This window comes from Streptomyces sp. NPDC055400, assembly GCF_053644375.1.
The window spans coordinates 58,586-74,056 of sequence record NZ_JBSHLM010000018.1 but is presented as its reverse complement, the minus strand read 5'-3'; the positions used below and the strand labels follow the sequence as shown (position 1 = coordinate 74,056).

17 protein-coding genes are annotated in these 15,471 nt (G+C 73.1%); 8 read left to right on the top strand and 9 right to left on the bottom strand.

The genetic code is table 11. From position 1 onward, the window contains the following. Positions 1–23: 23 nt before the first annotated feature. Positions 24–509 carry a rhodanese-like domain-containing protein gene (locus ACWIGU_RS36880; protein WP_454406026.1) on the bottom strand — a complete coding sequence of 162 codons (486 nt, stop codon included), beginning with the start codon at positions 507–509 and terminating at the stop codon, positions 24–26. Between ACWIGU_RS36880 and ACWIGU_RS36875 the strand changes: the two genes are divergently transcribed. Continuing rightward, positions 487–666, top strand: a complete 180-nt coding sequence (locus ACWIGU_RS36875; protein ID WP_454406024.1) for a hypothetical protein — start codon at positions 487–489, stop codon at positions 664–666. The genes ACWIGU_RS36880 and ACWIGU_RS36875 overlap by 23 nt on opposite strands. Continuing rightward, on the top strand, positions 656–1,111 hold the full coding sequence (locus tag ACWIGU_RS36870) for an Lrp/AsnC family transcriptional regulator (RefSeq protein ID WP_116500112.1): 456 nt from the start codon (positions 656–658) through the stop codon (positions 1,109–1,111). Before ACWIGU_RS36875 ends, ACWIGU_RS36870 begins: the two co-directional genes overlap by 11 nt. A 27-nt stretch (positions 1,112–1,138) precedes the next feature. Here ACWIGU_RS36870 and ACWIGU_RS36865 read toward each other — a convergent pair whose 3' ends face one another. The 3 genes from ACWIGU_RS36865 to ACWIGU_RS36855 form a co-directional block, all read right to left on the bottom strand. Then, on the bottom strand, positions 1,139–4,135 hold the full coding sequence (locus ACWIGU_RS36865) for an AAA family ATPase (RefSeq protein ID WP_454406023.1): 2,997 nt from the start codon (positions 4,133–4,135) through the stop codon (positions 1,139–1,141). Continuing rightward, entirely contained in the window at positions 4,132–5,295 is a 1,164-nt protein-coding gene (locus ACWIGU_RS36860) for an exonuclease SbcCD subunit D (RefSeq protein ID WP_454406022.1), read from the bottom strand. Before ACWIGU_RS36860 ends, ACWIGU_RS36865 begins: the two co-directional genes overlap by 4 nt. 96 nt (positions 5,296–5,391) lie before the next feature. After that, complete coding sequence (locus ACWIGU_RS36855) at positions 5,392–6,018, bottom strand: YigZ family protein (protein ID WP_454406021.1); 627 nt, start codon at positions 6,016–6,018, stop codon at positions 5,392–5,394. A 183-nt stretch (positions 6,019–6,201) separates the two neighbouring features. Here ACWIGU_RS36855 and ACWIGU_RS36850 point away from each other — a divergent pair, with 183 nt between their 5' ends. The 4 genes from ACWIGU_RS36850 to ACWIGU_RS36835 all read left to right on the top strand — a co-directional run bounded on the left by ACWIGU_RS36850 (position 6,202) and on the right by ACWIGU_RS36835 (position 10,094). Further along, positions 6,202–8,178: an amino acid transporter gene (locus ACWIGU_RS36850; protein WP_454406020.1), complete on the top strand. Its 1,977-nt coding sequence runs from the start codon at positions 6,202–6,204 to the stop codon at positions 8,176–8,178. A 74-nt stretch (positions 8,179–8,252) separates the two neighbouring features. Continuing rightward, positions 8,253–8,669 carry a BlaI/MecI/CopY family transcriptional regulator gene (locus ACWIGU_RS36845; protein ID WP_454406018.1) on the top strand — a complete coding sequence of 139 codons (417 nt, stop codon included), beginning with the start codon at positions 8,253–8,255 and terminating at the stop codon, positions 8,667–8,669. An 8-nt stretch (positions 8,670–8,677) separates the two neighbouring features. Beyond that, positions 8,678–9,610 (top strand): M56 family metallopeptidase, encoded by a 933-nt coding sequence (locus tag ACWIGU_RS36840; protein WP_454406017.1) that lies wholly within the window; start codon positions 8,678–8,680, stop codon positions 9,608–9,610. Positions 9,611–9,686: 76 nt separating this feature from the next. Next, entirely contained in the window at positions 9,687–10,094 is a 408-nt protein-coding gene (locus ACWIGU_RS36835; protein ID WP_454406016.1) for a CoA-binding protein, read from the top strand. A 27-nt stretch (positions 10,095–10,121) separates the two neighbouring features. Here the strand turns inward: ACWIGU_RS36835 and ACWIGU_RS36830 are convergent, their stop codons facing one another. The 3 genes from ACWIGU_RS36830 to ACWIGU_RS36820 all read right to left on the bottom strand — a co-directional run bounded on the left by ACWIGU_RS36830 (position 10,122) and on the right by ACWIGU_RS36820 (position 12,250). Beyond that, entirely contained in the window at positions 10,122–10,979 is an 858-nt protein-coding gene (locus tag ACWIGU_RS36830) for a hypothetical protein (protein ID WP_454406015.1), read from the bottom strand. Between the two features lie 97 nt (positions 10,980–11,076). Beyond that, positions 11,077–11,634 (bottom strand): YbaK/EbsC family protein, encoded by a 558-nt coding sequence (locus tag ACWIGU_RS36825; protein ID WP_454406014.1) that lies wholly within the window; start codon positions 11,632–11,634, stop codon positions 11,077–11,079. Positions 11,635–11,677: 43 nt separating this feature from the next. Further along, positions 11,678–12,250: a helix-turn-helix domain-containing protein gene (locus ACWIGU_RS36820; RefSeq protein ID WP_356286661.1), complete on the bottom strand. Its 573-nt coding sequence runs from the start codon at positions 12,248–12,250 to the stop codon at positions 11,678–11,680. Between the two features lie 103 nt (positions 12,251–12,353). On the opposite strand from ACWIGU_RS36820, the gene ACWIGU_RS36815 reads away from it, so the two are divergent. Continuing rightward, positions 12,354–13,220, top strand: a complete 867-nt coding sequence (locus tag ACWIGU_RS36815; protein WP_454406013.1) for an EamA family transporter — start codon at positions 12,354–12,356, stop codon at positions 13,218–13,220. Positions 13,221–13,303: 83 nt separating this feature from the next. Here the strand turns inward: ACWIGU_RS36815 and ACWIGU_RS36810 are convergent, their stop codons facing one another. Then, positions 13,304–14,071 carry an acyltransferase gene (locus tag ACWIGU_RS36810; RefSeq protein WP_454406012.1) on the bottom strand — a complete coding sequence of 256 codons (768 nt, stop codon included), beginning with the start codon at positions 14,069–14,071 and terminating at the stop codon, positions 13,304–13,306. A 144-nt stretch (positions 14,072–14,215) separates the two neighbouring features. Between ACWIGU_RS36810 and ACWIGU_RS36805 the strand changes: the two genes are divergently transcribed. Beyond that, positions 14,216–14,749, top strand: coding sequence for a gamma carbonic anhydrase family protein (locus tag ACWIGU_RS36805; protein WP_454406011.1), 534 nt, complete (start codon positions 14,216–14,218; stop codon positions 14,747–14,749). 9 nt (positions 14,750–14,758) lie between these two features. Here ACWIGU_RS36805 and ACWIGU_RS36800 read toward each other — a convergent pair whose 3' ends face one another. Then, the gene (locus ACWIGU_RS36800) at positions 14,759–15,394 is read right to left on the bottom strand and encodes a DedA family protein (protein ID WP_454406010.1); all 636 of its coding nucleotides are present in this window, start codon (positions 15,392–15,394) and stop codon (positions 14,759–14,761) included. Positions 15,395–15,471: the final 77 nt, after the last annotated feature.

Here is a 15,471-nt window from a genome sequence, read left to right as displayed (position 1 = left end):
ACCTCCACGTTCCCGGCGCTCGCTCAGCAGCCGCAGTCGTCCGAGTCCACCGGCGCCGTCAGCGGGTCGGCGTCGCGCTGCGCGGTCCCCTCCCATGTCTCGTACGCGAAGCCCTCCCGCGCCCAGTACTCGAAGCCGCCGAGCATCTCCTTGACCTTGAAGCCGAGTTCGGCGAGGGCGAAAGCGGCGCGCGTGGCGCCGTTGCAGCCCGGGCCCCAGCAGTACGTGACGACAGGCACGGACTTGTCGAGGAGCCGTTCGGCCTGCTCGGCGATGAGCGCGGTGGGCAGGTGGACGGCGCCGGGTACGTGCCCCTGGTCCCACGAGGCGGTGGAGCGGGTGTCGATGACGACGAAGCCCGGGTCCCCGCCCGCGGCGAGCGCCGAGGCGACGTCGGACACGTCGGCGTGGAAGGCGAGGCTCGCGCCGAAGTATGCGGCGGCCGCGGCGGGGGACGCCGGGGGCACCCGGAGTACGGAGCTGGGGGTGACGGTGGTGGTCGCGGTCATGATGTCGGCCTCCCGGGCGGATCTCTGCGGGCCGCACGACCGTGCCGCCCTCGACCAGAAATCTACGGTCCCTGACGATCTTCCTGAAGTGGCGATCCCCGGCATCGCCCTTGATCTGCCGGGGATGTCCCTGCTATTCCTGCCGCATGACCGGTGAATCCCCGTACACCCCCGACGCCACCGACTGGCGCATCCTCGACGTCCTCCAGCGCGAGGGCCGGGCGAGCTACGCCGAGCTCGCGCGGGCCGTCTCCATGTCCGCGAGCGCCGTCACCGAGCGGGTGAAGCGCCTCGAGGAGGCCGGGGTGATCGCGGGGTACGCGGCGGTGGTCGTCCCCGAGCGGATCGGCCTGCCCATCCTGGCGTTCGTACGGCTGCGCTATCCGAACGGGCACTACAAGCCGTTCCACGATCTCGTCGAGGTGACGCCGGAGATCCTTGAGGCGCACCACGTCACCGGCGACGACTGCTTCGTGATCAAGGTCGCGGCGCGCTCGATGAAGCACCTTGAGGAGGTCTCCGGCAGGATCGGCGCGCTCGGCTCGGTGACGACCAGCGTGGTCTACTCGTCCCCGCTTCCCCGGCGGCCGCTCGGCCACTGACCCGTGGCGGCCCAGCCACGGCCGGGCTCAGATCTGCTGCCGTACGACCGAACCCGACCGCCCCTTCACGATCTCCAGCTGCGCGTGCACCCGGCGCCGCAGGTCGGCGACGTGGCTGACGATGCCGACGCTGCGGTCCCGCTCGCGCAGGGAGTCCAGGACGTCGAGCACCTCGTCCAGGGTCTGGTCGTCGAGGCTGCCGAAGCCCTCGTCGATGAAGAGGGTGTCGAGGCGGACGCCGCCCGCCTCGTCCGTGACGACGTCCGCGAGGCCGAGGGCCAAGGCGAGCGACGCGAAGAACGTCTCGCCGCCGGAGAGTGTCGCCGTGTCCCGTTCGCGCCCCGTCCACGCGTCGACGACATGCAGGCCGAGGCCCGAACGGCCGCGCCCGGAACGGCCGTCGGAGTGCACGAGCGTGTAGCGGCCCGACGACATGCGGGCCAGCCGCGCGGTCGCGGCTGCCGCGACCTGTTCGAGCCGGGCCGCGAGCACATAGGACTCCAGGCGCATCTTGCGCTCGTTGTCCGCGGACGTCCCGGCGGCGAGGCCTGCCATGCGCGCCACGCGGTCGTACGCGGCGCGCAGCGGCGCGAGCCGTCGTACTGCCGTGGCGCAGCGGGCCGAGAGCCGGTCGATCTCGGTGCAGCGGCGGGCCGCGTCGTCGCGCGCGGAGGCCGCCTCGCGCACCCGTCGGTCGGCCGCCTCGACGGCATTCCGCGCCGCGGTCACATCGGCGGGCGCCTGCCGGGCCGCTGCCGCGGTGTCGTCCTCGGCGAGCACGGCGCGCACCGCGGCCTCCTCGGACTGGCGGGCGTCGAGCCTGTGCTGCAGCTCCCGATGCTGGGCGTCGTCCAGGAGGGCGGCGCCGGCCGCCTCCGGCGTGTCGAACCCGGCGCGGAACGCCGCGTCGGCGAGTCGCGCGTCGGCGTCCTTGAGCCGCTTGGCACAGTCGTCGGCGGCGCGGGCCGCATCCGCGGCGGCCGTGAGCTGCGCCGCCAGGCGCTCCAGCTGCGCGGCGCGCGCGCCGACACTGGCCTCCGCCCCACGCGCCTGCGCCAACTCGCGCTCCAGGACGCCCTGTTCGCGGTCGACGCTCTCGCGCAAGGTGGCGCGGGCGACGGCGCGACGTGCGGCTTCCTGCTGCGCGGCGAGTCTGCGGTCGTGCTCGCCCTCGGCCTGACCGAGGGCCTCACGCGCGGCGTGCAGCCCGGAGGCGAGGCCGCGCGCCTCGGCGTGTCGCGCGCGCAACTCGTCGGCAGCATCGGCGAGTTCCAGGGCGGATGCCTCTCCGGCGGCGGCCGTCGCGGCGGCGAGTGACTCGCGCACTGCGGCGAGCCGGCTCTCCTGCGCGGTGCGCGCGTCGTCCGCGCGGCGGTACGCGGCGAGGGCGGACTCCTCGGCGTCGCGGCCCACGTGCTCCGCGGTCTTGCGCATGGGGTCGGGGTGGTCGGTGGACCCGCACACCGCGCAGCTCTCGCCGGGGACGAGCTGCGCGGCCAGCTCGGCCGCGATCCCGTTCAGCCGCTGTTCCTTGAGGCCGAGCCAGTGCTCATGGGCTTTCGCGGCGTCCTCACGGGCGCGCAGGGTGCGGGTCCGGGCGTCGGCGGCCTCGCCGGTGAGCCGGTCGCGGCGCCGGGCGGCCTCCAGCTTCTGCCGCGCGGGCTCCAGTTGACCCGCCAGGTGCTCGGCGCGCGTCGCGGCGTCCTGCGCGGACTCGACGGCTTCCTGGAGCGCGGCCCGGGCGCTGTCCCAGCCGTCGAGCCAGCTCGCCGCGTCCTGGAGCAGCTCGTCGTCGGCGCGCTCCTCGCGGTCGAGTGCGTGGCGCTGCCCGGCGAGTTCCGTCAGGCGCAGCTCGGCGCGCCGGGCGGACTCCAGGCCGCCCAGCTCCTCGGCCGCCTTCCGCGCGGCGGCGGCGAGGCCCGCCGCGCCGGCGCCGTCGTACGACTCGGGCAGCGCGGCACGCGCGCGTATGTCCTCGCTCGTGGCCCTGCGGTGTTCGGTTTCCGCGGCCTCGCGCAGCGCGAGTGCGGGGGCGACGGCCTCGGCCTTGCGACCCCACGCCATGCGCTCCTGGACCCGCCGGTGCTCGTCGGCACGCTCGTCGAGCCGAGCGGCCCGCTCCCGCGCCTCATCGAACCGCCGCTGCAGCCGCTGCACTTCCTGTACGCCGGCCAGGTCGCGCTGCGCCTCGGTGCGGGCCGCGTCGGCGGCGGTCAGCGCGAGGTGCAGGGCGGTGAGCCGCTCGCGGGTGGTGGAGCGGGCGACGGCGGCCCAGGTGAGGACGGAGTCGGCGAGCCCGGGGTCGCCGGGCGCGGCGTCGGTGGCGGGCAGTTCGACGATGTTCCCCGCGGCCTGCTGCATACGGTGGGCGTCGGCCAGCAACTCGGCATCCGCCGCCCGCACTTCGCTCTCGGCGGCGCGGCGCCGCTCGGCGAGCCGCTGCTCGGCCGCGGCGAAGCGCCGGGTGTCGAAGAGCCTGCCGAGGAGCTTGCCGCGGGCTTCGGCGTCGGCCCGCAGGAACCGCGCGAAGTCCCCCTGCGGCAGCAGGACGACCTGGCAGAACTGTTCCTTGCTCATGCCGAGGAGCTGGCTGATCTCCTCGCCGATCTCCTGGTGGGAGCGGCTGAGGTCCTTCCAGGTGCCCGCCGTGGCGTCGTACTCGCGCAGCCAGCTCTGGGCCTTGTCCGTGGTGGTGCCCGTGCCACGCTTCTTGGGGCGCTCCCACGGGGGCTGCCGGGTCAGCTCCAGGCGGCGGCCCGCGACGGTGAGGTCGAGGGCGACCTCGGTGCGCGTACCGATCGCGGCGTGGTCGCTGCGCAGGGACGTGCCCTGGCCGCCGCCCTGCCGGGCGCCGGGCACCGAGCCGTACAGGGCGTAGCAGACGGCGTCGAGGACGGAGGTCTTCCCGGCGCCCGTCGGGCCGTGGAGCAGGAAGAGGCCCGCCGACGACAGAGCGTCGAAGTCGACTTCCTGGCTTGCGCCGAAGGGTCCGAAGGCGGTGATCCGCAGCCGGTGGAGCCTCATCGGGCGACCTCGCGCCGGGTGTCGTCGATGCGTACGGCGTCGAGCGCCTCACGCAGGACGGCGCGCTCGCGCTCGTCGGGTCCGGCGCCGCGCACGTGGGAAACGAAGTCCTCCGCGATCTGCTGGTCGTCGCGCCCCTTGAGCCGCTGCGCGTACGAGACGTCGGGGTCCTCGGGGGCGCGCTGCGGGTCGAAGGCGAGGCTGAGGGTGTGCGGGAAGCGCTCGGTGAGCCGGGCCATGGGGTCGTCGGGCCTGACCGGGTCGGTGAGCGTGGCCTCGACCCACGCCTCCTCGTGCGGGGCGAGGTCCGGGCGCGCGAGCAGGTCCGCGAGGTCCCCGCGGATCCGGGCGAGCGGTCTGGGGACCGGGCAGTCGACGCGCTCGGCGGCCGCGAAGCCGTCCGCGTCCAGGTCGACGAGCCACATGCTCTTGCGGTGGTCGGCCTCGGAGAAGGAGTACGGGAGCGGCGAGCCGGAGTAGCGCACGCAATCGGAGATGACCTGGCTGCCGTGCAGATGGCCGAGCGCCACATAGTCGACGCCGTCGAAGACGCCGGCGGGGACGGCGGCGACTCCGCCGACAGTGATGTCGCGCTCGCTGTCGCTGGCCTCGCCGCCGGTGACGAAGGCGTGCGCGAGGACGACGGACCGGGTGCCTGCCGGGCGCTCGGCGAGATCGGCCCGCACCCGGTCCATGGCGGCGGCCAGGACGGTCTCGTGGCCCGGCTTCGACACCGCGAACTCGTCCTTCACCAGCGCCGGTTCGAGATAGGGCAGTCCGTAGAAGGCCACGTCACCCGTGGCGTCGGGGATCAGGACGGGGATCGCGCAGGCGCCGGGGTCGGTGCGCAGGTGGATGCCGGCGCGGCCGATGAGCCCGGCGCCGACACCGAGACGGCGCGCCGAGTCGTGGTTCCCGGAGATCATCACCGTGGGGATGCCTTGCTCGGCGAGGCGGTGCAGGGCGTCGTCGAACAGCTCGACCGCGGCGAGAGGCGGCACCGCGCGGTCGTACACGTCGCCCGACACGACCACCGCGTCGACGTCCCGCTCACGGACCGTCGCGACCAGGTGACCGATGAACTCGGCCTGGGCGCCGAGCATGTTCACCCGGTGGAACGCCCGGCCGAGATGCCAGTCGGAAGTGTGCAGCAGCCTCATGATCCCCGAGACTAACGGGCGGGTCGGACATCACGGGCGGCTACTGGCGTATCGGCACCTGCTCCGCCGCGCACGCGTCCCGCCCGCCGGTGCCGGTCACGCGTCCCCGTACGCCTCTCCCCCGGGCTCGAACTCCGCGGTGCCGGCGGTGACATCGGCCAGCCACGCGCGGAACGCGTCCACGTCGGCGTCCGGCAGACCGATCTCGATCGTCACCGCCTCCCCGTAATGGACGTCACGCACCTCACGTCCCGTGGACCGCAGATCGTTCTGCACCTTGCCGGCGCGCTGGTGGTCGACGGTGACGGTGGCGAGCCGGAAGCGGCGGCGGGTGAGGGTGCCCAGCGCGTCGAGCGCCTCGCCGACCGCTCCTCCGTAGGCGCGGATGAGGCCGCCCGCGCCGAGTTTCACGCCTCCGTAGTAGCGGGTCACGACGGCGACGACGTACCGCATCTCGCGGCGCGTGAGCATCTGGAGCATGGGGACGCCCGCCGTGCCGCCCGGTTCGCCGTCGTCGCTCGCCTTCTGCACGGAGGCGTCGGCGCCGATGACGTACGCGTAGCAGTTGTGGGACGCGGTGGGGTGCTCCTTGCGGATGCGCGCGACGAAGTCCTGGGCCTCGCGCTCGGTGGCCGCGGGCGCGAGCGCGCACAGGAACCGGGAGCGGTTGATCTCGGTCTCGTGCACGCCCTCACGGGCCACGGTGCGGTACTCGTCCTGCATCCGGCCAGCGTATGCCGCGTGCCGGGGTTCGCTCGCCCCCGCCCGTCGACCGGGTCACGCGGTGGTGAATACTCGCTCGTCGTCGCAGCGGTCGCGGGGCGTTCCGTCCTGCCGCTTCCTGCGGCTTCCTGCGCGGATGCACCCTCATGGTCCGTACCGGCACGACAGAAAGCAGTTCCGCCCATGACCGGCACGCAGGCCGAACGCGCCGAAAGCACGGCCGTCCGGCCGCCGTCCCCACGATGGCGGTCCTGGCTCCTCGAAGGTCTGAGCGAGACGACGGCCCGGCATCCGGGACCGCACGGCACGCCGCCGGCCGAGCACAAGGGGCACACCTGGTGGCGGGTGATGTGCCTCACGGGCGTGGACTACTTCTCGACCCTCGGCTACCAGCCGGGCATCGCCGCCCTCGCCGCGGGTCTGCTCTCCCCGCTGGCCACCCTGGTCCTGATCGCGCTCACGCTCGGCGGCGCGCTGCCGGTCTACCGCCGCGTCGCCAAGGAGTCCCCGCACGGCGAGGGTTCCATCGCGATGCTGGAACGGCTCCTTCCGTGGTGGGCGGGGAAGCTGTTCGTCCTCGTGCTGCTCGGGTTCGCCGCCACGGACTTCATGATCACGATCACGCTGTCGGCGGCCGACGCCGCGGCACACGTCGTCGAGAACCCCTTCGCGCCCGCCTCGCTCGACGGCGCGAACACCTGGATCACGCTGTTCCTGGTGGCGGGCCTCGGCGCGGTGTTCCTCAAGGGATTCCGTGAGGCGATACGGGTGGCGGTCGTGCTCGTCGCCCTCTATCTCCTACTGAACGTCGTCGTCCTCATGACCGCCGCCTGGCACGTCCTGACCGAGCCGGTGAAGATCGGCAACTGGTGGGACGCCATGACCGCCGCGCACTCCTCGCCGGTCGCGATGATCGGCGTGGCGCTCCTCGTCTTCCCGAAGCTGGCGCTCGGCATGTCCGGCTTCGAGACGGGCGTCGCCGTGATGCCCCAGGTACGCGGCGACGCCACGGACACGTACGCGCGGCCCGCGGGACGGGTGCGGGACACCCGCAAGCTGCTCACCACGGCCGCGCTGATCATGAGCGGTTTCCTGCTGCTCTCCAGCCTCGCGACGACGATCCTCATCCCCCAGTCCGCGTATCAGAGCGGCGGCCCGGCCAACGGCCGCGCCCTCGCGTTCCTCGCGCACCATTACCTGGGCGAGGGCTTCGGCACCGTGTACGACGTCTCCACCATCGCCATCCTGTGGTTCGCCGGCGCCTCCGCACTCGCGGGGCTCCTCAACCTCGTGCCGCGCTATCTGCCGCGCTACGGCATGGCCCCGGAGTGGACGCGCGCCGTCCGCCCGCTGGTGCTCCTCTTCATGGCGATCGCGGTCTTCATCACGCTCTGGTTCAACGCGAACGTCGACGACCAGAGCGGCGCGTACGCGACCGGTGTCCTGGTCCTGATGCTGTCGGCGTCGTTCGCCTCGACGGTCGCGGTGCGCTCGCGCGGGCGCCGGGCCGCGACCATCGGCTTCGGGGCGATCACCGCCGTATTCGGGTACACGCTCGTCACGAACGTCATCGAGCGGCCCGACGGCATCAAGATCGCCCTCCTCTTCATCGTCGGCATCCTTCTCACCTCGTTCGCGTCGCGCGTGCACCGCGCGTTCGAACTGCGGGCGGGCGACGTCACGTTCGACGCGACGGCGGCGCGGATCATCGACGAGGCCGCGGGCCACGGCCCGCTGCGGATCATCGCGAACGAGCCCGACGAACACTCGAAGGCCGAGTACCGCGCCAAGGAGTACAGCCAGCGCGAGCAGACCCACATCCCGGACGGGCGGCCCGTCCTGTTCCTGGAGGTCTTCGTCCACGACTCGTCGGACTTCACCGCGCCGGTGGAGGTCCGTGGCGACGAGAAGCACGGCGTACGCCGCCTGCGCGTCCAGGGCGCGGGCGTGCCGAACACCATCGCGGCCGTCCTGATGAGCCTGCGGACCCGCACGGGCGAGGTGCCGCACGCGTACTTCAACTGGACCGAGGGCCACCCCGTCAGCCATCTGCTGCGCTTCCTGGTGTTCGGCGACGGCGAGGTCGCGCCGGTCACCCGCGAGGTGCTGCGCCGCGCCGAGCCCGACCCCGCCCTGCGGCCCCGCGTCCACGTGGGCTGACCTGCGCGCGCGGCACTCCGGAATAGGATGTGGCGCCCACGTGCGGGCGACGGCCGGGACGGAGGGCGAGGGACATGACGCGGGACGGACACGAGGGCCGGCGGCCGCGGCGCCGGGGCCAGGGCGAGCTGGAGGCCCAGGTCCTCACGGCGCTGTGCGAAGCTCCGGGCCCCGTGCCGGCGGCGTGGGTCCAGGAGCGGATCGGCGGCGACCTCGCCTACACGACCGTGGTGACGATCCTGACGCGCCTCCTCGCGAAGAGCGCGGTGACCCGCGCCCGCGACGGCCGCTCCTTCGTGTGGACACCGGCCGCCGACGGGGCGGGGCTCGCCGCCCTGCGGATGCGCAAGGTGCTCGACGGCGAGACGAACCGCGAGGCGGTCCTCGCACGCTTCGTCACCGCGCTGCCGCCGGGCGACGAACAACTCCTGCGGGACCTCCTCGAACAGGCGGAACGGCCGGACGCGGCCCCCGGCCCCGGCGAAGGCTGAGCCGGGCGATGGGCGTCTTCGTCTTCCTGCCGCTGGTGCTGCCGCTGACGGCGTGGCCCGTGGCGCGCCTGGCCGAGCTGCATCTCCACCCGCGCACCGCGACCCGTCTCCTGACGGCCGTCACGGGAGTGATGGCCTCGTGCAGCACGCTGTGCCTGGCGCTTCTCATGGTCGTCGGCACGGCCCAACTGCCCGGGAATCCGCTCCCCGACGGCTGGTCGGACCCCGAAGTGCGGGCGGCCGTGCCGCACGACGAGGTGGCGGGCAGGGCCGCGATCCCCGCCCTCGCCGCCGTGCTCGTGGTCTGTACGCGGGTCGTCGTCCGGCACCACTTGGTGCGGCGCCGGGCCAGGCGGGCGCTCGCCGGCCTTCGCGCGCCGGGCGTCGCGGTCGTGCCGGACACGGAGCCGTACGCGTACGCGCTGCCCGGTGGCGACCGCGACCGGGTGGTGGTCACGACCGGGCTGCTCGCCGTCCTCACCGGGCCTGAGCGCAGGGCGCTGTTCGCGCACGAGCGGGCCCATCTGGCCGCCCGGCACCATCGCCATCTGCTGGTGGCGCAGTTGGCGGCGCGGGCCAATCCGTTCCTGCTGCCGCTGCGCACGGCGGTGGCGTACTCGACGGAGCGGTGGGCCGACGAGGACGCGGCGCGCTCCGTGCACGACCGACGCGCGGTGGCCCGCGCGATCGGCAAGGCCGCCCTCGTCCCGCGCGCCGCGCCGGCCCCCACCCTTGCGGGCCTCGCGGCGCCCGGCCCGGTTCCCCGCCGGGTCGCGGCCCTCCTGCGCCCGGCCCCTACGGCGCACCGCTGGCCACCGGTCGGCACGGGGATCGGTCTCGCGGCCTGGGCGGCGGCCGTGGGCACAGCCGCGTCGGCGATGTCGTCGGCGAACTCGGCGGTGACCATGATCCGCATCCTGCACGCGGCCACGTTCCTGTGACCCCGTCCCGGGGGAATCCCGCAGGGCACCGCCCTGTTGAGCACGAAGAACGCCCGTCGACCTCAGGAGGCAGCGCATGTACGGCGATCAGGAGACGGTCCGCAGGATCCTCACGGAGCTCGGTGACACCTGGGCGGTCGTGGGCCTCTCCTCGAACAGGGCGCGCGCCGCGTACGGCGTCGCCGAGGTCCTCCAGCGCTTCGGCAAGCGTGTCGTCCCGGTCCACCCGAAGGCCGAGACGGTCCACGGCGAACAGGGCTACGCGTCCCTCGACGAGATCCCGTTCAAGGTCGACGTGGTCGACGTCTTCGTCAACTCCCACCTCGCGGGCCAGGTGGCCGACGAGGCCCGCGCGATCGGCGCGGAAGCGGTCTGGTTCCAGCTCGGCGTGATCGACGAGGCGGCGTACGACCGCACGCGCGAGGCGGGCCTCGCCATGGTCATGGACACGTGCCCGGCGATCGAGATCCCGCGCCTGCGCTGAAGCGCTCCAGCCCGAGCGTCCCCGTACTCACTTGCACGCGATCGGCTCGATCGCTCCCGGCCACCGCTCCACAGCGCTCCCGGTGCGCACATACGCGTCCGACTTGTCGGCGGAGAGCCACAGTTGGCGCCGGCCGTCGCGGTATCCGGTGTCCGTGGCCCCCTCGGGCAGCCGCGTCTTCGGCCCGTACGAGGAGTGCAGGAGTTCGCGGGGCAGCGAGTGTTCGGGGTCCCGCAGGTACTGCCGGTCGCCGAGGTGGAGGAACTCCGCCGACTGCCAGTCGCAGTGCTCGGGGCCGGCCGTGCTGAAGATCTCGGACGCGGGGGCCGGTCGCCCCGTACGGTCCGCCCACACCCGGATGTCGAGGTGCGCACGGTCCCGTCGGGCGAATTCGGACGGGTCGCACTGGGCGTACGTCTCCAGACCCCAGCCCGGCCTGCGCGGCAGGTCCTTGGCGACGATCACGGCGACGCGGGTGCGACCCCCGACGTCGTACGAGTAAAGGACGCGGCGGCCCGCCTCGCGCTCGACGCGATAGCCACGGCGCGGCAGGGACCGGGAGAACTCGTCGGCCACGAGGGCGCTCAGGGCCTGGTCCGGCGAGTCCGCGCCGTCCGACGCGCCCCAGCCGTCGTCCCCGCCGCCGCCCTGGTACGGCTTGCCCACGCATTCGAGGGCGCGGACGGAGGCACCCCCGCCCTGGACGTTGTCGTCGTCACCGTCGATGTCGGGCGCCTTCGCCTTGAGCGGACCGCGGTAGGGGGCGGCCGGCGAGGATCCGGTCACCACCAGGTCCTCGGGGACCGGTGTGCCCGTATCGCAGGCCGCCACGGAGACCAGCGACACCAACGCCGCCACCAGCACGACCGCCGTCCGGATTCTCATTCCTCGCCCCATCCGCTTCCGAGCCCCTGCCCCGCGCCTCTGCGCGGAACCGCTCCTCAGACGCGGCGGCCTCCGGGTTCGTTCACCGGCGGGCGGATCAGTTCACGCCGAGCCCTTCGAGGACGACCGCGCCGGGCAGGTCGAGGAACGCCTTGCCGGGCACGATGAGCTTGCCGCGGCGCGTTCCGCTGCCGACCAGGACGTGCGGCCGGTCGACGACCGCCGCGTCCACGAGGAGCGGCCAGTCGGCGGGAAGCCCGACCGGGGTGATGCCGCCGTACTCCATGCCGGTGGCCCCGGTGGCCGTCTCCATCGGGGCGAACGACGCCTTACGGGCGCCCAGTTGACGCCGCACGACGCCATTGACGTCGACGCGGGTTCCGGAGAGGACCAGGCAGGCGGCGAGCGTCGTCTCACCGCCGCGCTTGCCCGCGACGACGACGCAGTTCGCGGAGTCCTGGAGCAGCTCGGGGCCGTAGTGCTCGACGAACGTGGCCGTGTCCGCCCACTCGGGCTCGGTGTCGACGTGGATCAGCTGCTCCGCCGGGACCGTGCCGTGCCAGTTGCGTACGGCGTCGGCCACCGGGTCCGTGAGCAGGTCGAGCGCTTCGGGAGCGGGGCGGACGTGGTCGAAATTTCCGATGGGTGCGCGCATGTCGGCACGCTAACAGCCGTCCGGAGCGGGCGAGTCGGGCGTCTCAGCGTACGGGCGGCACCGATACGGCCATGGTCATCTCCATCACCTCGGTGCCGTCGTTGCGGTACGTGTGCGAGGAGTCGGCCTCGAACGAGACGCTGGATCCGGCGGGCACGCGGTACTCGGCGCCGTCCACGACCAGGGTCAGCTCCCCGGCCGTCACATGGAGCAGCTCGACGGTGCCCGCGGGGTGGGGGTCGGAGCCGCTGCCGTCGCCCGGCTCCAGGCGCCAGTCCCACATCTCCAGGGGGCCGGGGGCCTCGGTCCCGGCGAGCAGGCGGTTGTAGCTGCCGCCTTCCGTGCTCCACAGGCGCACGGCCTGCTCGGGCGGGACGATGCGGACCTTCGGGCCCTGTTCGTAGTCGAGCAGGGTGGTGATGCTGATGCCGAGCGCGTCACCGATCTTGACGACGGTGCCGATGCTGGGGTTGGTGCGGGCCTGCTCGATCTGGATGAGCATGCCGCGGCTGACTCCGGCGCGGGTGGCGAGACCGTCCAGGGTGAAGCCCCGCTCGGTGCGCCAGCGCTTGACGTTGCGGCCGAGGGACTGGGTCAGCAGATCGAGGTCCGACACATTCCGTCCAATATTATGGATGACAGAGTTCAATTCATTGAACTAACCTGTGGTGCAACAAAGCATTCACCGATGTTCACCACACTGTACTGCGAGGCAGACCATGACAGCACTCTTCGCCCTGGCCACCAGCCTCCTGTGGGGCCTGGCCGACTTCGGCGGAGGGCTCCTCACCCGGCGAACGCCCGCGCTCACGGTCGTGGTGGTCTCGCAGGGCATCGCCGTCGCGGTACTCGGCGCGATCGTGGCCGCGACCGGCGCCTGGAGCGAAGCGGGTCCGCAGCTGTGGTTCGCGGTCGCGGCCGGTCTCGTCGGCCCGGTCGCCATGCTCGCCTTCTACAAGGCCCTCGCCCTCGGCCCGATGGGCGTCGTCTCGCCGCTCGGCTCGCTCGGCGTCACCGTCCCCGTGGCCGTCGGCCTGGTGCTCGGGGAGCGTCCGGGGCTGCTCCAGTTCGCGGGCATCGGCGTGGCCGTCACCGGGGTCGTCCTGGCCGGCGGTCCGCAGTTCAGGGGCGCGCCCGTGCAGCGCCAGGCCGTCCTGCTCACGCTGCTCGCGGCGTTCGGCTTCGGCGCGGTGATGGCCCTGATCGCGGAGGCCTCGACCACCGTGACGGGACTCTTCCTGGCGCTCTTCGTGCAGCGGGTGACGAATGTGGCGGCGGGCGGCACGGCCCTGTACGTGTCCGTGCGGCGCGGCGGCCGGGCGCTTCCCGAGGACGGCAGAATGAAGGTCGTCCGGTCGGCGCTCCCGGCGCTGGCGTTCGTGGGCCTCGCCGACGTCGCGGCCAACGGCACGTACGCGATGGCCGCACAGCGGGGCCCGGTCACCGTGGCCGCCGTACTCGCCTCGCTCTACCCCGTGGTGACGGCGCTGGCCGCGCGCGGTTTCCTCGGCGAGCGGCTGCGCGGAGTACAGGCCGCGGGGGCGGGCCTCGCACTGGTGGGCACGGTGCTGCTGGCGACAGGTTAGGACCTGATCCGGACGAAAGGGCCCAGTGCCTGCGTCGCCGCATACTGCCACCGAATCTCCGACTCAGGTCACCAGGGCCTGTCTCAGGCGCTCGCGCCCGGCTGTTGTACGCCCTCTTCGAGCTCTTCCAGGTCGGCGAGCGCGAGGAGCTGTTCGGGGGTGACGCCTTCGGGGATCGGGGCGGGGGCGGGTGTGCGCAGCGGCGGCTGCCACCCGTTCTCCTCGTCCCAGCTCCGGACGACCCGGGCGGGCGCGCCGGCCACCACGGCGTGGTCCGGCACCTCGCCGCGCACGACGGCACCGGCGGCGACCACGACGTTCCGGCCGATCCGCGCGCCGGGCAGGATCACCGCGCCGGTGCCGATCCAGCAGCCGGGCCCGATCTCCACCGGCTCCATGCGCGGCCACTGCTTGCCGATGGGCTGGTGCGGGTCGTCGTACGAGTGGTTGGTCGAGGTCACGTAGACGTACGGCCCGAAGTAGCAGTCGCTGCCGATGGTCACCGTCGTGTCGGCGATGACATGGCTGCCGCGGCCGAGGACGACGCCGTCGCCCAGGCGCAGGATCGGCTCGGAACCGAGGTCGAGGCCGGGCATCAGGCCCGCGGTGAGGGTGACCTGTTCAGCGATGATGCAGTGCGCGCCGAGGTGGATCCAGGGCTCGCCGAAGACCGTGCCCTGCGGGAAGGCCAGCTTGGTGCCGTGACCGAGGGACCCGAACCGGTAGCGGCCGGGATGTGCCGCGGTCACCGCGCCCGCGCGCTGCGCCAGGCGCCAGCCCGCCTGCACCGCGCGATGGGCCAGGCGTCCGGTGAAGTCGCGGGATGAGAACGCGTTCCAGTTCTTCGGCACAGCCTCACGTTACTCAGCCGTGTGCCACCGCGCAGAGCCCTGGCCTGTGATCTTCGCCCCACGCGGCACCCGCTCGGGGCCGTCCCGTACGGTTCGCTCTGGCGCGACACGGGCTGTGCGGAAGACCGAAGAGGAGACAGAGCGATGGGCCAGCAGGCACTCATCACCGGGATCGGCGGCAAGGATCCGGAGCTTGATGCGGAGGCGTTCGCCGCGCCGACCTCGGTCGTGATCGGCGAGGTCACCCTGAACGCCGGGGCGAGTGTCTGGTACGGCGCGGTGCTGCGCGCGGACTGCGGCCCGATCGTGCTCGGCGCCGACAGCAACATCCAGGACAACTGCACGGTGCATGTCGACCCCGGCTTCCCGGTGACGGTCGGCGAGCGGGTCTCCGTCGGGCACAACGCGGTCCTGCACGGCTGCACCGTCGAGGACGACTGCCTCGTCGGCATGGGCGCCACGGTCCTCAACGGCGCGGTGATCGGCGCCGGTTCCCTGGTCGCCGCCCAAGCCCTCGTCCCGCAGGGAATGCAGGTCCCCCCGGGCTCACTCGTAGCCGGCGTCCCCGCCAAGGTGAAGCGCCCGCTGACCGAGGAGGAGCGGGCGGGCATCACCCTGAACGGCACGCTCTACGTGGAGCTGGCGAAGGCCCACCGCGCGGCGCACGAGGACAGCTGACCGGCCCGGTCAGTCGGCGGCCGGGACCGGCTCCGCCTCGGCCGCCGCCTTCTTCGCCTTGCGCCTGACGATCAGCATGGAGGCCACGCCGATCAGCACGGCCGCGCCGAGCCCGTAGTACGAGAACCGCTTGAGCCAGTCCTCGGCGACCACGCCGATGTAGTAGATGACGGCGGTCGTGCCGCCGGCCCAGATGACACCGCCGAGGAAGTTCGCGATGAGGAACTTCCAGTACGGCATGTGCAGCACACCCGCGAGCGGGCCCGCGAAGATGCGCAGCAGGGCGACGAAGCGGCCGAAGAAGACCGCCCACATGCCCCACTTCTCGAAGGAGCGCTCGGCGGTCGCGACATGGGCCTCGCCGAAGTGGCGCGGGAACTTCTTGCCCAGCCAGGCCAGCAGGGGGCGTCCGCCCTTGCGGCCGATGGCGTATCCGATGGAGTCGCCGATGACGGCTCCCGCGCTGGCGCAGGCGCCCAGGACGATCGGGTTGACGTCACCGTGCTGGGAGGACAGCAGCGCCGCCGAGACCAGGACGATCTCTCCCGGCAGCGGGATGCCCAGGCTCTCGAGGCCGATGACCCCGGCCACCAGGGCATAGATGGCGACCGCCGGTACCGTGTCGAGCCACTCCTGGACGTGCAACGCCGATTCCTCCCGTGTCGGTGGGCGTGTGCCCGGCGCGCGCTCCCCCGGGTGCGCACGCCAGGCAGCCTACCCGT

Coding starts and splice junctions, on each gene's coding strand:
- ACWIGU_RS36835 (WP_454406016.1), top strand. CDS start 9,687: ATGTACGGCGATCAGGAGACGGTCCGCAGGATCCTCACGGAGCTCGGT.
- ACWIGU_RS36880 (WP_454406026.1), bottom strand. CDS start 509: ATGACCGCGACCACCACCGTCACCCCCAGCTCCGTACTCCGGGTGCCC.
- ACWIGU_RS36825 (WP_454406014.1), bottom strand. CDS start 11,634: ATGCGCGCACCCATCGGAAATTTCGACCACGTCCGCCCCGCTCCCGAA.
- ACWIGU_RS36855 (WP_454406021.1), bottom strand. CDS start 6,018: ATGCAGGACGAGTACCGCACCGTGGCCCGTGAGGGCGTGCACGAGACC.
- ACWIGU_RS36840 (WP_454406017.1), top strand. CDS start 8,678: ATGGGCGTCTTCGTCTTCCTGCCGCTGGTGCTGCCGCTGACGGCGTGG.
- ACWIGU_RS36850 (WP_454406020.1), top strand. CDS start 6,202: ATGACCGGCACGCAGGCCGAACGCGCCGAAAGCACGGCCGTCCGGCCG.
- ACWIGU_RS36845 (WP_454406018.1), top strand. CDS start 8,253: ATGACGCGGGACGGACACGAGGGCCGGCGGCCGCGGCGCCGGGGCCAG.
- ACWIGU_RS36805 (WP_454406011.1), top strand. CDS start 14,216: ATGGGCCAGCAGGCACTCATCACCGGGATCGGCGGCAAGGATCCGGAG.
- ACWIGU_RS36870 (WP_116500112.1), top strand. CDS start 656: ATGACCGGTGAATCCCCGTACACCCCCGACGCCACCGACTGGCGCATC.
- ACWIGU_RS36830 (WP_454406015.1), bottom strand. CDS start 10,979: ATGAGAATCCGGACGGCGGTCGTGCTGGTGGCGGCGTTGGTGTCGCTG.
- ACWIGU_RS36815 (WP_454406013.1), top strand. CDS start 12,354: ATGACAGCACTCTTCGCCCTGGCCACCAGCCTCCTGTGGGGCCTGGCC.
- ACWIGU_RS36865 (WP_454406023.1), bottom strand. CDS start 4,135: ATGAGGCTCCACCGGCTGCGGATCACCGCCTTCGGACCCTTCGGCGCA.
- ACWIGU_RS36860 (WP_454406022.1), bottom strand. CDS start 5,295: ATGAGGCTGCTGCACACTTCCGACTGGCATCTCGGCCGGGCGTTCCAC.